Annotated in this window: 14 protein-coding genes; 10 read left to right on the top strand and 4 right to left on the bottom strand. The window is 72.7% G+C overall.

The genetic code is table 11. From position 1 onward, the window contains the following. The first annotated feature begins 65 nt into the window (after nucleotides 1-65). The 3 genes from DEJ31_RS12265 to DEJ31_RS12255 are packed head-to-tail and all read left to right on the top strand — an operon-like array spanning nucleotide 66 to nucleotide 3,020. A complete protein-coding gene (locus tag DEJ31_RS12265) occupies nucleotides 66-1,133 on the top strand; it encodes an outer membrane lipoprotein carrier protein LolA (protein ID WP_181433522.1) in 1,068 nt (355 codons plus the stop codon). Further along, entirely contained in the window at nucleotides 1,130-2,137 is a 1,008-nt protein-coding gene (locus tag DEJ31_RS12260) for an ABC transporter ATP-binding protein (RefSeq protein ID WP_111122000.1), read from the top strand. The genes DEJ31_RS12265 and DEJ31_RS12260 overlap by 4 nt, the downstream gene beginning before the upstream one ends. Then, the gene (locus DEJ31_RS12255) at nucleotides 2,124-3,020 is read left to right on the top strand and encodes an ABC transporter permease (protein WP_258366284.1); all 897 of its coding nucleotides are present in this window, start codon (nucleotides 2,124-2,126) and stop codon (nucleotides 3,018-3,020) included. Before DEJ31_RS12260 ends, DEJ31_RS12255 begins: the two co-directional genes overlap by 14 nt. Before the next feature lie 67 nt (nucleotides 3,021-3,087). Here DEJ31_RS12255 and DEJ31_RS12250 read toward each other — a convergent pair whose 3' ends face one another. Together DEJ31_RS12250 and DEJ31_RS12245 are read right to left on the bottom strand one after the other, a co-directional pair. After that, the gene (locus tag DEJ31_RS12250) at nucleotides 3,088-4,167 is read right to left on the bottom strand and encodes an NADP-dependent oxidoreductase (protein WP_111121999.1); all 1,080 of its coding nucleotides are present in this window, start codon (nucleotides 4,165-4,167) and stop codon (nucleotides 3,088-3,090) included. Nucleotides 4,168-4,429: 262 nt separating this feature from the next. Then, nucleotides 4,430-5,341: a metallophosphoesterase gene (locus DEJ31_RS12245; protein ID WP_111121998.1), complete on the bottom strand. Its 912-nt coding sequence runs from the start codon at nucleotides 5,339-5,341 to the stop codon at nucleotides 4,430-4,432. Between the two features lie 59 nt (nucleotides 5,342-5,400). Between DEJ31_RS12245 and DEJ31_RS12240 the strand changes: the two genes are divergently transcribed. From DEJ31_RS12240 to DEJ31_RS12230, 3 genes are all read left to right on the top strand, one after another. Continuing rightward, a complete protein-coding gene (locus DEJ31_RS12240) occupies nucleotides 5,401-6,399 on the top strand; it encodes a low specificity L-threonine aldolase (protein ID WP_111121997.1) in 999 nt (332 codons plus the stop codon). 90 nt (nucleotides 6,400-6,489) lie between these two features. Next, nucleotides 6,490-7,464 (top strand): ABC transporter ATP-binding protein, encoded by a 975-nt coding sequence (locus tag DEJ31_RS12235; RefSeq protein ID WP_258366283.1) that lies wholly within the window; start codon nucleotides 6,490-6,492, stop codon nucleotides 7,462-7,464. Beyond that, nucleotides 7,461-8,681: an ABC transporter permease gene (locus tag DEJ31_RS12230; RefSeq protein ID WP_111121996.1), complete on the top strand. Its 1,221-nt coding sequence runs from the start codon at nucleotides 7,461-7,463 to the stop codon at nucleotides 8,679-8,681. Before DEJ31_RS12235 ends, DEJ31_RS12230 begins: the two co-directional genes overlap by 4 nt. A gap of 34 nt (nucleotides 8,682-8,715) precedes the next feature. Here the strand turns inward: DEJ31_RS12230 and pnuC are convergent, their stop codons facing one another. Next, on the bottom strand, nucleotides 8,716-9,381 hold the full coding sequence (pnuC, locus tag DEJ31_RS12225; RefSeq protein WP_110904371.1) for a nicotinamide riboside transporter PnuC: 666 nt from the start codon (nucleotides 9,379-9,381) through the stop codon (nucleotides 8,716-8,718). A gap of 377 nt (nucleotides 9,382-9,758) precedes the next feature. Here pnuC and DEJ31_RS12220 point away from each other — a divergent pair, with 377 nt between their 5' ends. From DEJ31_RS12220 to DEJ31_RS12205, 4 genes are all read left to right on the top strand, one after another. Beyond that, nucleotides 9,759-10,319, top strand: a complete 561-nt coding sequence (locus tag DEJ31_RS12220; RefSeq protein ID WP_110904370.1) for an alternate-type signal peptide domain-containing protein — start codon at nucleotides 9,759-9,761, stop codon at nucleotides 10,317-10,319. A 107-nt stretch (nucleotides 10,320-10,426) separates the two neighbouring features. Then, the gene (locus tag DEJ31_RS12215) at nucleotides 10,427-11,020 is read left to right on the top strand and encodes a TasA family protein (RefSeq protein ID WP_111121995.1); all 594 of its coding nucleotides are present in this window, start codon (nucleotides 10,427-10,429) and stop codon (nucleotides 11,018-11,020) included. After that, nucleotides 11,017-11,904 (top strand): hypothetical protein, encoded by an 888-nt coding sequence (locus tag DEJ31_RS12210; protein WP_110904368.1) that lies wholly within the window; start codon nucleotides 11,017-11,019, stop codon nucleotides 11,902-11,904. The genes DEJ31_RS12215 and DEJ31_RS12210 overlap by 4 nt, the downstream gene beginning before the upstream one ends. Then, entirely contained in the window at nucleotides 11,901-12,602 is a 702-nt protein-coding gene (locus DEJ31_RS12205; protein WP_258366282.1) for a signal peptidase I, read from the top strand. The genes DEJ31_RS12210 and DEJ31_RS12205 overlap by 4 nt, the downstream gene beginning before the upstream one ends. Here DEJ31_RS12205 and DEJ31_RS12200 read toward each other — a convergent pair. Further along, entirely contained in the window at nucleotides 12,569-14,179 is a 1,611-nt protein-coding gene (locus tag DEJ31_RS12200) for a Mur ligase family protein (protein ID WP_111121994.1), read from the bottom strand. The genes DEJ31_RS12205 and DEJ31_RS12200 overlap by 34 nt on opposite strands. Between the last annotated feature and the right edge of the window lie 168 nt (nucleotides 14,180-14,347).

The raw sequence follows: 14,347 nt of genomic DNA, 5'->3' as shown, positions 1-14,347 counted from the left end.
GACGTACGGTTCTGCCGACTCCGATGCTCCACCGAGGTCTGCCGTTCCACCGAGGGGATCGACCCATGAAGAAGTCCGCCTGGCTGCCAGCCCTGATCGCACCCGTCGTCGTGGCCGGTGCCGTGGCCGCTCCCGTCATCGCGCAGGCCGCGTCCACCCCGATCGCCGGCGACGACCCGACCGCGGCGGCCGTCATCGCCAGCATCGCGAAGTCGTCCGACGCGCAGTACTCGGGCAAGCTCGCACAGACGAGCGACCTGGGACTGCCGGAACTCCCCGCCGGTGCCGGCGGCTCCTCGCTCGAGGGCGATGCCTCGGACGCCCTCAGCCTGCTCACGGCATCGCACACCGCCCGCGTCTACGTCGACGGACCGAGCAAGCAGCGCGTGCAGGTCACCGAGCAGCTCGCCGAGCAGGACCTGATCCGCAACGGCAGTACCGTGTGGACGTGGGACTCGAAGGAGCGCGCGGCGACGAAGACCACGCTGCCCAGCCGGTCGGCCGAGTCCCCCGCCAGCGGCACGGCCACTCCGACGGACGTCGCCGAGCAGGCCATCGACGCGATCACGCCGACCACGACCGTCTCGAAGCCCGTCGTGGTCTCGGTTGCGGGGCACGACGCCTGGTTGCTCACCCTCACCCCGAAGTCCGCGGACACCCTGGTCGGTTCGGTCCAGCTCGCGGTCGACCAGCAGACCGGGCTCCCGCTCCGCGCGGCCGTCACGGCCACCGGCGCGGACGAACCGGCGTTCCAGGTCGGGTTCACCAGTCTCGAGTACGGTGCACCGGCAGCGCGACTGTTCGACTTCACCCCGCCGACCGGTGCCGACGTCGACTCGAAGGACTTCTCCGACCCCCGCCCGGGCTCTGGTGCGCGCCACCACGGGTCTGACGGCGCCGACCGCCCGACCGTCTCCGGCAGCGGCTGGGACACCGTCGTGGCGCTGCCCGCGGGGAGCGCCGACCAGGCCGGCCTCGGGTCGGACGCGTCGGGCCTCCTCGACCAGCTGACGACCGCGGTGGCCGGCGGTCGAGCCGTCCAGACCTCGCTCGTGTCGGTCTACCTGACCGACGACGGCCGGGTCCTGGCAGGCGCGGTGCCGGTCACGGCCCTGGTCGCCGCGGCGAAGTGACGACGGGTACGGACGCAGCCGCGGCGCCGCAGACCGGCACGGCAGCGGCGGCGGGACCGGAGACCGTCACCGACCTCGCGATCCGCACCGACGGACTCCGCAAGGTGTTCCACAAGCAGCGGGCGGTGGACGGCATCGACCTGGCCGTCCCCCGCGGTTCGGTCTTCGGGTTCCTCGGGCCGAACGGCTCCGGCAAGACCACCACGATCCGGATGCTCCTCGGGCTCTCCAGCGCGACCGGAGGCACGATCGAGGTGCTCGGCGAGTCGATGCCCGCGGCGCTCCGCTCGGTGCTCCCCCGCGTCGGTGCGCTCGTCGAGGGTCCGGCCTTCTACCCCTACCTGTCGGGCCGCGCGAACCTGTCCCGGTTCGACGCCGCCGACCCGACCTCGGACCCGCGCAGCCGGAAGGACCGGGTCGCGCACGCACTGGACCGCGTCGGCCTGACGCACGCCGCCGACAAGAAGGCGCACGCGTACTCCCTCGGCATGAAGCAGCGTCTGGGGCTGGCGAACGCCCTGCTCACCCCCCGCGAACTCCTGGTCCTCGACGAGCCGACGAACGGCCTCGACCCGCAGGGCACCCGCGAGGTCCGCAACCTCATCCGCTCCCTGGCCGACGACGGCACCACGGTGTTCGTGTCGAGCCACCTGCTCGCGGAGATCGAGCAGGTCTGCACGCACGCCGCCGTGATGCGGACCGGGCAGCTCGTCGCGCAGGGCACGCTCGACGACCTCCGCTCCGCCGGTGCCCGCACCGTCACGGTCCGCACCCCGGACGTCGGACAGGCAGCGGTCGTCCTGGGGCGCCTCGGTCTGGCACCGCGACGGGACGGCGGGTCGGACGTCCTCGTCGCCGACCTGGTCGCCGACGTCGCACCCGAGGCCATCACCGCGGAACTCGTCCGCGCCGACGTCCGGGTCCGGGGCCTCGCCGTGGGTGGCGGGACGCTCGAGGACCTGTTCGTCGCGCTCACCGGAGAGGGATTCGATGTCGCAGGCTGACCCCACCCCGACCACTGCCGAGCGACCGTCGACGGCCGGCGGCGTCCCCGCTCCCGCCCCCGTGCGGCGGTCGCGTGCCTTCGCCCTGCTCGGCTCCGAACTCGCGCTCGTCTTCCGACGCCGCCGTACCTGGGCGATGCTCGGGGCGCTGGCGGCCGTGCCGATCCTGATCGCCGTCGCCGTCCGCCTGACCACCGGTGAGGATAGCGGCGGCCCGGCGTTCCTCGGTGACATCACGAACAACGGCCTGTTCGTCGCCTTCACCGCCCTGACCGTGTCGATCCCGCTGTTCCTGCCGCTCACCGTCGGCGTCGTCGCGGGCGACACCGTGGCGGGCGAGGCGAGCCACGGCACCCTGCGGTACCTGCTCGTCGCGCCGACCGGCCGGGTGCGTTTCATCCTGGTGAAGACCGCCGGCGCGATCGCGTTCTGCCTCGCCGCGACCCTGCTCGTCGTGCTCGTCGGTGCGGCGATCGGAGCGGTGCTGTTCCCGATCGGTCCGGTGACGCTGCTGTCAGGCACGCAGGTCGGCGGCTGGTCGTACTCCGCACGCGCCCTGCTCCTCGCGCTCTACGTCACCCTGTCGATGCTCGGACTGGTCGCGATCGGGCTGTTCGCCTCGACGCTGACGAACGTGCCGGTCGGGGCGATGGCGGCGACCGTGGTGTTGGCCGGCGTCTCGCAGGTGCTCGACCAGCTGCCGCAGCTGGACTGGCTGCACCCGTACCTGTTCTCGCACCTGTGGCTCGGGTTCGGCGACCTGCTCCGCGACCCGATCTCGTTCGACTCGTTCGGCAGCAACGCACTGCTGCAGCTCGGCTACCTGGTCGTGTTCGGCGCGCTGGCGTACGGCCGCTTCGCCAGCAAGGACATCCTCAGCTAGGCGCCCGAGTACGGAGGCGCCCGAGGACGCCCTCCGCTCCACGGCGAGGGCGTCCTCGATCGGCACGTCAGCTGGTCGAGACCGCGCCTTCGGCCCCGCGGGACGCCGGCGAGCCGCTCTCGAGCGTGCCGTCGGCCTTCTCCTCGGCGTACCGGTCGCGCAGATCGCGGGCCTTCTCGGACCGGTACCAGTCCTGACGGGCTCCGGTCTCGACCGGCTGCATGCCGACGACGACCTTGCCGCGGGAGTGCATCTCGGCGAGGTCCTCGTACGCGTCCACGATGTACTCGAACGGGTAGAAGCCCGAGATGAGGATCTGCACGCGGCGGTCCTCGACGGCCTTCGCCAGGAACAGGATGAGCTCCTTCGCCTCCGGGTCGGACGCGGGAGCGCGGAGGAACCGCAGCTCGGCGTCCCGCCGGGCCTCGGACGAGACGAAGCGCTTCTCGTCCACGCCCAGGCGGAGGGCCAGTTCGTGCGCGGCGTCGTCACCGTGGTTGTCGATGAACGCGGTGACGGCCCGGCCGTTCGCGATCTCGGCGATCCGGGCCTCCTCACCGTCCCCGTAGGCGACGGGCAGGATGCCGATCTGGCGGAGGTAGTCGTGGTTGCGCGGGCTGCCGAGTCCGATCACGGTCGCGCCGGCGTCGCGGGCGAGCTGGCACTGGATGTGGCCGACACCACCGGCGGCAGCGCTGATGACGACGGTGTCGTCCGGGCCCAGGCGGAGCTTCCGGACCACGTCGACGGCAGTGCAGCCCGCCAGGTAGAGCCCGCCGGCGACCTCCCACCCGACGTGTGTGGGCTTGATGACGACCGCTTCACGGGGCACCACGACCCATGTGGCGTGCGAGCCGCCCTCAGGTGCGTGGCCCATGACCTCGTCGCCGACGCGCAGGTCCTTCACGCCGTCGCCCCGGGCGCGGACGATGCCGGCGAGGTCGACGCCCTGTCGCGCGGGGAAGTCGACCTGGACGTGGTCCTGCAACCTGCCCTCGCGGAGGAACCGCTCGATGTGGTTGAGGCCGGCGGCGATGACCTCGACGACGACCTCTCCGGGTCCGGGCTCCGGCCGTTCCTGTGGCACGACCTCGACCACGTCGAAGTCGCCGTACCGCTCGTACTGCACTGCGCTACCGGTTCGCATGAGACCCTCCTCGGGACGTCGTGCGTTCCGTCCTACTCGCCTCAGCCACGGCTCCGTCCGCGGATGTGGGGTACTCGCAGGGACCGACCCGGATCCGGGGACCGGCCCGGATCCGGGGACCGGCCGTGGACGGCGGGACGTCGGGAAGGCGGACGGGACGACCGGGAGGCGGACGGGACGGCCGGGAGGCGCCGGGCGGGAGGCGCCGGGCGGGGCCGCCACGTGCCTCCCGGCCGTCAGGTGGTTCGTCCGGACCTGCCGGTCACGACGGGCCGAACGCCTCCGCGATCCGGGTCGCGGCGGCCGCGTCGAGGTGCAGGGCCTGCTGGTCCGCGTCGGCGCGGGGCAGGCGGACGGGCGTCGACCAGAGCGAGCCGTCGGCTGCCAGGTCGACCACGAGCGCGCCGGTGCCGATGAGCGCGGTCTCCTGCTCGTACGGTCCGGCGACGTCGTTGTCGTTCGCGACACCCGGCGCCACGAGCACCGGCACCCCGCCGATCGACCCGGCGAAGTGGTGGTGGTAGTGACCGCCGAGCACGACGCGGACGTCGGTCCCCCGCAACACGTCGGCGAGGTCCTGCGGGTTCCGGAGCTTCAGGGCGTCGTGCAGCGCGGTCGGCGCGGGCAGTGGTGGGTGGTGCAGGACGACGACGGAACCGTGGTCGGACGGCTCGGCGAGCACGGTGCGCAGGTGCTCGAGCACCGACTCGTCGAGTTCGCCGTACCCCGCCCCCGGCACGCTGGTGTCGACGGTGACGACGCGCCGACCGGCGACGATCGACTGACCCCGCACCGGCACCGAGGGGTCGTGGTGCTCCATGGTGTGCATGAGCGGTTGTCCGCCCTCGCCGAGGACATGGCCGTCCACCAGGACCTGCCGGAAGCCGGCGCGCTGGTCGTGGTTGCCGGGCACGGTGACGAAGGCGGCACCGTGCCGTTCGGCCCAGCTGCCCACCGTCTGCCGGACCGTCTCGTAGGACCGGGGCGAGCCGTCCTCGGACACGTCGCCGGAGATCACCACCAGGCCGACGCCCGGAACGGTGTCCAGGTGCTCGAGCAGCGCACGGAGCGCCGCCGTCGTGTCGACCGTGCCCTGGTGCAGGGCGCCGTCGCCCGTCAGGTGCGTGTCCGACAGGTGCAGGATGCGGAGTGTTCCGGGTGCGGGAGGCTGCATGTCGCACACCGTAGCCGGGCCGTGCACCAGCGGACCGTCGGCAGGGTTACCGTTGTCCGGTGATCGACCTGCGCTCCGACACCGTCACCCGTCCGACCCCGGCGATGCGCCGCGCGATGGCGGAGGCCGAGGTCGGCGACGACGTGTTCGGCGAGGACCCCGAGACCACCCTGCTCGAGCAGGAGGTCGCGGAGCTCCTCGGGCACGAGGCCGGCCTGTTCACCCCGTCCGGCTCGATGGCGAACCAGCTCGGTCTGCGGCTGCTCGTCGGTCCGGGTGAGGAACTGCTCGCCGACGTCCAGGCCCACGTCGTCCGCGCCGAACTCGGGGCGGCGGCGGTGTTCTCCGGCATCACGACCCGGACCTGGGCGTCGGAGCGGGGCCGGCTGGTCGCCGAGTCCGTGCAGGAGATCGCCGAACCGAACGCGGGCGCCTACTCGGTGTCGACCACGGCGATCGCGGTCGAGAACACCCACAACTTCGGCGGCGGCACCGTCCAGCCGCAGCTCGAGGTGCGTGCGGTGCAGGACTTCGGTCGCGCGCACGGCATCGGGCTGCACCTGGACGGCGCCCGGCTGTGGAACGCCCACGTCGCGTCGGGCACCTCGTTCCGGGAGCTCGCCAGCGGCTTCGACACCGTGTCGGTCTGCATGTCGAAGGGTCTCGGCGCGCCGGTCGGGTCGGTGCTCGTCAGCACGGCCGAACGGATCGCGGCCGCCCGCATCTGGCGGAAGCGCTACGGCGGGGGCATGCGGCAGACCGGCATCCTGGCCGCCGGTGCCCGGTACGCCCTGCACGAGCACGTCGACCGCCTGGCCGAGGACCACGCGAACGCCCGGACGATCGCGGCAGCGCTCGACGTCGACCCGGCCACGGTGGACACGAACATCGTCTTCGCCGAGGTGTCCGACCCGGCGGCCTTCGTCACGGCTGCAGCGGCGGCCGGTGTCCGGGTGATGCAGCTCGCGCGGACGACGGTGCGGATCGTGACACACCTCGACGTCTCGGCCGAGGACGCCGAGCAGGCGGCCCGGGTGCTGGCCGCACTCCCCCGCTGAGGCGCGACCGCGTACCGCTCGCGTCAGCGACGCCGGCGGCCGGTCCGTCAGACGGCCTCGGTAGGGTCGGCACGTCGGAAGGGGTCCACCGTGGCCGGAGCAGGCATCAGCGTCCGCGACTTCGTCATGCGCTTCGGTGACCGCAACGTCGTCGACGGGCTGACGTTCGACATCGCCCCCGGTGAGACGTTCGGCCTGCTCGGCAGCAACGGCTCCGGCAAGACCACGACGATCCGCGCGCTCCTCGGCATCACCGCCCCGACCACCGGCACCCTGACGATCGACGGCGAACCCTACCGGCCTGCGACGGGCGGCATCGGGTACCTGCCGGAGGAGCGCGGGCTCTACCGGAAGGAGACGGTCATCGACGTCATGACGTACTTCGCGGCCCTCCGCGGCATGCCCCGCGGCCCGGCGACCCGGTGGGCGACGGACTACCTCGAGCGTGTGGGCCTGGCGGACAAGGCGAAGGTCCGCATCGACAAGCTCTCCGGCGGGCAGCAGCAGAAGGTGCAGCTCGGCATCACGATCATGGACCGGCCGCGGCTGCTGATCCTCGATGAGCCGACGAAGGGCCTGGACCCGGTGAACCGCCGGCTGCTCCTGGACCTGGTCGACGAGCGGAAGGCCGACGGCGCGACGGTCGTCCTCGTCACCCACCACATGGACGAGGTCGAGCGGCTCTGCGACCGGATCCTGCTCCTCAAGGACGGGGTCGCCGCCGCGTACGGCACGATCCCCGAGGTACAGGACGCCTTCGGCGGCGCCGTCGCGAAGGTCGCCCTCAGCGGGCCGGTCCCGCGGTCCGACCGCTACCGGCTCGCCCGCCACGAGGGCCACGTCGCGTACCTGGTGCCCACCGCGGCGGCGGCGGCCGACGGGTCGGACATCCTCGCCGAACTCGTGGCCGCCGACGTCCACGTGACCGGCTTCGAGATGCGCCGGATCCCGCTCGACGAGATCTTCGTGCAGCTGTACGGGCACGACGCCGACGCGGACGCTGCCCGCGCCGACGGCCGGACCGGCGGGGCCGCCGGAGCCGTCCCGGTCGGAGCAGCGCGTTGAACCGCCTGGGCACGGTCGTCCGGTTCGAGTTCGTCCGCGCGGTGAAGAAGCCGGCGTTCTGGATCGGCACCCTCGCCCTGCCGCTCGTCGTCATCGTCGTGTCGCTGCTCGTCGGCGTCGGGCAGGCCGCCGGCACGGACTCCGCGATCTCCAGCGGCTCCGCCGCCCGTACACCGTTCCACTACCTCGACCGGTCCGGGCTGGTGTCCGAGACGGTCGCGGCGAAGTGGGGCGGAACCCCGTCCACCGATCCCGCTGCGGACCGGGCAGCCGTCCGCGCCGGACACCTCGACGCGTTCATCGAGTTCCCGACGCGGCCGTCCACCACCCCCGTCACCGTGCTCGGAGCAGACCGTGGGCTGTTCGCCAACACCGGGTACGCGGCCCTGGCGGAGCGGGTGCTCGAGCAGAGCGTCGCCGCGCAGGTCGACGACGCCGAGGCCGTGCACATCCTCCGGTCGCCACCGGACGCGACGGTCACCACCTACGCCGACGGGCGGGTCGCGCCGGGCTGGCTGTCGATCGTGCCGCCGCTGCTCTACGTGGCGGCGTTCTTCGGGCTGGTGATCCTGCTCGCCGCCCGCATGGTCACCGTCGTGGTCGAGGAGAAGGAGAACCGGATCTCGGAGATGATCCTGACCACCGTCACGGCTGGCACGCTGATCCGCGGCAAGGTCATCGCGATGCTGCTCGTGGGCCTCGTGCAGGTCGGCGTGTTCCTGGTGCCCGGGCTGCTGTCGCTGGCCGTCGTGCTGCCGTTGGTCGCCGGTCGGGTCGGCACCGTCGCGCTGGACCCCTGGCGGATGGTCGCGGGGGCGCTGCTGCTCGTCGGCGGGGTGCTGCTGGCGTCGGCGCTGTTCGTGGCGGTCGGCGCGTCGGTGCCGACGATCAAGGACGCGTCGACGCTGCAGTCGGCGGCGCTGTTCGCGGTGATCATCCCGCTCTACGCGGCGTTCTTCGTGATGACGACACCCTCGTCGCCCGTCGCCGCGTTCTTCACGTACTTCCCGACGTTCACGCCGGTGACGGCCATGGTGCGGAACGCCGTGGGGTCCCTGTCGGTCGTCGAGACCATCGCGTGCATCGTCGAGGTGTTCGTCGTCGCGGGCGTGCTGCTCTGGTTCGCGGAGTACCTGTTCCGGCACTCGGTCGCCCAGTACGGGTCGAAGGTCAGCCTGAAGCAGATCGCGGGCTGGCGGCGGACCCGCGCACGCTGACGCCCGTCTCCGTGAGGCGCCCCCGGGCCTCCCGTCAGCCGACGGTGACGGGAGCGGCGGAGGGCTTCCGGCCCTGTGCCATCCAGACGAAGAACCCGGCCAGGGTGAAGGCGCCGTAGACGACGTACATCAGACCCGAGGCGTAGTACCCGGCGGAGAACAGCAGCGGCACGCCGACCAGGTCGACCGCGACCCAGATGAGCCAGAACTCGACCCAGCCCTTCGCCATGCCGTAGGTGGCCAGGAGTGATCCGACGAAGATCCACGCGTCGCTCCACACCGGCTCGTACGAGCCGAGGGCGCGGAACACCGGGGTCAGGACCGCGGTGCCGCCGACCAGCGCGACGACGAGCAGTGCGCGGGACCGCCAGGAGGCCCACTTCGGCTCGAGCACGGTGGTCGCCTCGTCCGCGCGGTGCGTCCAGCGGTACCAGCCGTAGACACTGACCAGGATGAACATGACCTGGCGCCCGGCCTGGCCGAGCAGGTTGACGGGGTTCGGGGTGTCGAAGAGCGCGCCCATGAAGACGGTGAAGAGGAGCGCGTTGCCCGCGATGCCGACCGGCCAGGCCCACACCTTGCGGCGCATCCCGCCCAGGGCGCTGAGCAGCCCGAAGACGTTGCCGATCACCTCGCGCCAGAGCACCGTCTGGTCGCCGATGACGAGCTGCGCGTCGAACAACCACCGCACGATGCCCATGTGACCTCCTCGATCCGACTCGATGCAACTGCACAGACCTCGTCGGCATTCCGGCACAGACCTCGGCGGCATTCCGGCACAGACCTCTTCGGAAGCGGGGTACAGGAGTGTCCGCCGCGCGGAGGACCGAGAACCCCCTCGTTCTGGGGTGGATGCTTTCGTACATTCTCCTGTCCGCAGTTTGGGGGACCCGGTACGTTCGTCCACAGGACAACCCAGCCCGAGCATCCCTCACTCCTGGGCACACGGGTCGTCCTCCGGCACCGGTCAGCCGCGTCCTCCCGCCAGCACGGGAGGTCGGTGACAACCGTCCCGTCGGGCTCTCCCGAACGCCCGAGACGACTGCAGCGCTGCCCAGCGCAGGAACGGACAGAACAATGCACAAGATCGTGACCGGCACCATCGCGAGCGCCGCGGGTGTCGCACTGCTGCTCGGCGGAGCGGGCTCCTTCGCCCTGTGGAACGCGAGCGCCAGCAGTGCCGCCACGGCCGTGTCCTCCGGCACCCTGACCCTGACGGCGAACGACGACGGTGCGTGGACGGACGTCACCAACGGCCGCTCGGACGCCATCGACCCCGCCTCGGTCCTCATGGTCCCGGGCAACACCTACCGGTTCACGCAGACGCTCGTGATCGAGGCGACCGGCAAGGACCTCCGCGCGGAGCTCACCTACGCGAAGCAGAGCATCACCGGGGACGCCGATCTGGTCGCCGCGACCGAGAAGACCCTCGACGTCACGTCGTCGACCGCGTCGGTCGCCGAGACCGCGGACCCGACCGTCTTCACCGTGACGCCGTCGGCGAGCACCTCGACGGTCCGTGTGACCTTCACGATCACCCTGCCCGAGTCCGCCACCACCGGCCAGGACGGCACCGTCGACGTGGGCGCCCTCGCGTTCACCCTGACGCAGACGGCCATCGGCTCGACGGGTTCCTGACCCGGCTCCGACCGACGGACGGCGGGCCCCTGATCCGCTCGTCGTCCGTCACCACGCGCCCGGCACCGGGGCACCGAACGAGGACCACGACGTCCAGGGGGACGCGCATGACGAGGACCACGCCGACGACGGGACGCCACCGCGCGCCCCGTCGACGGCGCTGGGCCTGGCCACTCGGTCTCGGACTGGTGCTCGCCGTCGCGGCCGCGGTCGTCGGGAGCGGCGGCACCTACGCGCTCTGGAACAGCACCTCCGAGACGCCGGCATCGACGGTCCGCTCCGGCACGGCCGCACTCGCCGTGGCTCCCCTGACCGCGATGTACAGGACTCCCCTGGCCCCGGGACGGAGCACGACCGGCACCTTCTCGGTCCGGAACAGCGGGTCGGTGCCGCTCGCCATCCGGACGCAGGTGACGACGCTGCACGTCGCCTACGCCTCGGTCCCGGACAGCGCGGTCCTCGACGAGCTGACGCTCCGTCTGGCCCCGGTGGCACGCGCGGCGGACTGTCGGCCAGGCCTCGGCGGCTACGCCGCCCGCCCGGCCGCGTTCGACACCGGCAGCGGGCACTTCACGCTCCCCATCGGTGCCTCGGCGACCGGTTGCCTCGAGATGGTGCTCGACGCCGACGCACCCCAGACCGTGTCCGGCGCGGTGACCGACTTCACCGTCACGATCACCGGGACGCAGGTGGCACCGTGAACGCGCGCGTCCGGTCCCTGCTGGCCGTGCTGCTCGTCGCCGTGTTCGTCGGCGGAGGGTCCTCGGTCGCCTGGGCACTGTGGACCACGACCGGGACCGCCGCGTCGAGCGCCACCAACGGCAAACTCGCGGCGGCGATCTCGGGCACCACGGCGATCACGACGACGTTCACCGCCGGGGCCCCGACGGTCACCCGGCCGGTGACCCTCACCAACGCGGGCAACATCCCCGGCACCACCGCGACGACCGCCGTCGTCGCCGACGGGTCGACGGCGCTCGCCCGGGCCGTCGACGTCGCGGCCTGGCCCGTCCCGACGACCGCCGACTGCACGGACTCGGCCGCCGTCGGCCCCGGGGGCGTCAGCGGCACCTGGGCCGCACTGCCGAGCCTGACGTCGGCGCTCGCGCCTCGGACGGCCGCCGTCTGGTGCATCCGGTCGACCCTCGTCGCCGGCGCCCCGACCTCGGCCACCACGAACATGCACCTCGCCCTCACCACGACGAACGCCAGCTGGGTGTCGTCGACGGTCTGGGGCGGGTTCTACCTCAACTCCGGCCAGGACCTGCCGTCCCTGACGTGCACCGACCCGACGCAGGGCTCCAACTACGTCGAACTCACGTGGGACCAGGGTGACCGCGCCGTGGGCACGGTCTACGCCGCCTTCGTCGGCGACGAGCAGGTGGGTGACCGGCAGACCGGGGACTACCCGCACATCACCCTGGCTCCGGAGCAGGTCACCCCGAGCGCTCGGGGCGCTGCCACCGTCACCGTCGTCGTCCGCGCGCTCGACGCAGCCGGGCAACCGACCGCGGACGTCGTCGGCAGCGGTCAGGTGACCCTGTTCACGCTGGACACCGGCCCGAAGATCCGGTGCGGCGCATGACCATGCTGACCTCGGACGCCCCCCGCCGGACGGGAGGCACGTCCCACTCCCGCCACGCGGCCCGCCCGGTCGCGCCACCCGCCCGGAGCGGCCTGCTCGCGGCCCTCCGCGCGCTCGGGATCGGAGTCACCACGGGCCTGGTGCTGCTGGTCGCCGGGCTCGCCGTCGTGCTCGTGGTGCTGCCGAAGGCAACCGGTTCGGTGCCGCTGTCCGTGCTCACCCGGTCGATGGAACCGACCCTGCCGCCCGGCACCCTCGTCGTCGTCCGACCGGTCGCCGCCGCGGACGTCCGGATCGGGGACGTCGTCACCTACCAGCTCCAGTCCGGTCGACCCGAGGTCGTGACGCACCGGGTCGTCGCGATCGGCTCCTCGTCCGACGGCAGCCGACGGTTCGTCCTCCGTGGCGACGCGAACGACGCCGTGGACCCCGACCCCGTCATCCCGGCACAGATCCGCGGCGAGGTCTGGTACAGCGTGCCGTGGCTCGGGACGGTCAACCAGGTGGTGAACGGCTCGCGGACCTGGCTCCTGCCGACCGTCGCCGGCCTGCTCCTGGCGTACGGCATCGTGATGATCGCGGCCGGCACGGTGTCGGCGGTGCGCCGACGACGCCGTCGGGCCCGCCGTCGGGAGCGCGGGGTGGACCACGTCCGCCGTCCCGCTCAGCAGGCGGAGACGGCCTCCCGCGCCGGATGACCGGCCTCGGCGAGCGCCGCCTGCGCGTCCCGGAAGGACGAGTATGGCACGTGCACGCCGCGGACGTCCCGGTAGTCGGTCAGTCCTGGTCCCGCCCAGTAGACGACGCCGTCATCCCCGACCGCGGCCAGGGCATGGCGGATCGCCTGCGCCGGGTCCGGCAGTTCCACGACCCGTGCCGTTCCCGGGACACCGCGCGCACCGCGGAGGATCGCGGCACGGATGCCGTCCGGGTCCTCGAACCGCGGGTGGTGGTCGGCGACCACGACGACGTCCGCCAGTGACGCTGCCACCGTGCCCATGGCCTCCCGTTTGCTCGGGTCACGGTCGCCGTCGGCGCCGAGGACGATGCCGACCGGCCCGGTGGCGAAGGCACGGATCGCCTCCAGGCTCTTCGCGAAGGCGTCCGGGGTGTGGGCGAAGTCGACGAAGACCCGCGGTCCGGTCGGGCTCGACGCATCGGCCATCCGCCCTGGGACGACGACGTCGAGCGAGCCACCGGCCGCCGCCACGAGGTCGGCGGCCGGGATGCCCGCGGCACGGAGCATCGCGACGGCGAGACCGACGTTCGCCGCCATGTGCCGGCCGAGCAACGGGACCACGGTCGTCATGCTGACGTCCGAGCCGTCGATCCGGAACCGTGTGCCGTCGGCGTGCTGGTCGAGGACCGTCACGTGCCAGTCCGCGACCGTGCGGGGTTCGCTGGTGATCGTCTCGACCGGGATCCCGGCCTCGGCGACGACCGCGCGACCGGCGGCGGAGTCGAGCGAGACGACACCGCGGGCGGCACGGTCCGGGCGGAACAGCCGCAGCTTCGCGCGGAGGTACTCGTCCATGTCGGCGTAGTCGTCGAGGTGGTCGTGGCTGAGGTTCGTGAACCCGGCGACGTCGAAGTGCACGCCGTCGACACGGTGCCGCGAGAGCCCCTGGGCGCTGACCTCGATCGCGGCGCCGTCGACGGAACGCTCCCGGGCCCGGGCGAGGAAGGCGTGCAGCTCGGTGGCCTCGGGGGTGGTCAGGCGGCTCGCAACGACCTCGTCCGCGATCCGACGCTCGGCCGTGGACGTCATCGCCGTCGTCCACCCGAGGCGCCGCATGATGGCGTCGAGGACGGAGACGGTGGAGGTCTTGCCGTTCGTACCGGTGACGCCGAGCAACGGGAAACCGAGGTCCGCGGTGACGGAGACCGTCCGGGCGACGGCTCCGAGGACGGCTCGTGGGTCGCGGACGACCACGGTCGGCAGACCCGAGCGGGTCGCTTCCCGGGCCCCGGTCTGGTCGGTCAACACCGCGACCGCACCGCTCGCGCGGGCTGCACTGACATGACGGACCCCGTGCCCGTGCCGACCGGGCACCGCGACGAAGAGCCACCCGGGGCGGAGGTCCTCGGTGGCGACGGCTGCCCCGGTGACGTGCACGTCCGCGAGCACCGACGGCAGCGGACGGGCTCCGGCCGCCGCAGCGACGTCGGTGAGTCGGATCAGCTGCGGGCGGACGGGATCGAAGGCGTGCGACACGGGGTCCTCCTCGTCGGGCTCCACGGCCGTCGGGACGGCGGTGGTCGGGTCGACGAGCATCGGGTCCGACGGACGTCGCGGGTGCGGATCGTCAGGGTGCCGATCTACCGGGCGACGACGTCGGCTGTCGCAGCGCGGCCGTGACCCGGAGGACCAGTCAACGCGCTGTGCACCGAGCGACACCACAGGCACCCGTACCCCGGTGGTGCGCGGGTGGTGGCGGGTCGA

The sequence above is a fragment of the Curtobacterium sp. MCPF17_031 genome (assembly GCF_003234035.1).
Lineage (GTDB): Bacteria > Actinomycetota > Actinomycetes > Actinomycetales > Microbacteriaceae > Curtobacterium.
The sequence above is the reverse complement of the archived record's forward strand: the minus strand, read 5'-3'. Positions and strand labels throughout refer to the sequence as shown.

Bases quoted from the DNA above. Each gene is read 5' to 3' on its own strand.
- DEJ31_RS12265 (WP_181433522.1), top strand. From the start codon at position 66: ATGAAGAAGTCCGCCTGGCTGCCAGCCCTGATCGCACCCGTCGTCGTG.
- DEJ31_RS12255 (WP_258366284.1), top strand. From the start codon at position 2,124: ATGTCGCAGGCTGACCCCACCCCGACCACTGCCGAGCGACCGTCGACG.
- DEJ31_RS12250 (WP_111121999.1), bottom strand. From the start codon at position 4,167: ATGCGAACCGGTAGCGCAGTGCAGTACGAGCGGTACGGCGACTTCGAC.
- DEJ31_RS12245 (WP_111121998.1), bottom strand. From the start codon at position 5,341: ATGCAGCCTCCCGCACCCGGAACACTCCGCATCCTGCACCTGTCGGAC.
- pnuC (WP_110904371.1), bottom strand. From the start codon at position 9,381: ATGGGCATCGTGCGGTGGTTGTTCGACGCGCAGCTCGTCATCGGCGAC.
- DEJ31_RS12220 (WP_110904370.1), top strand. From the start codon at position 9,759: ATGCACAAGATCGTGACCGGCACCATCGCGAGCGCCGCGGGTGTCGCA.
- DEJ31_RS12215 (WP_111121995.1), top strand. From the start codon at position 10,427: ATGACGAGGACCACGCCGACGACGGGACGCCACCGCGCGCCCCGTCGA.
- DEJ31_RS12205 (WP_258366282.1), top strand. From the start codon at position 11,901: ATGACCATGCTGACCTCGGACGCCCCCCGCCGGACGGGAGGCACGTCC.
- DEJ31_RS12200 (WP_111121994.1), bottom strand. From the start codon at position 14,179: ATGCTCGTCGACCCGACCACCGCCGTCCCGACGGCCGTGGAGCCCGAC.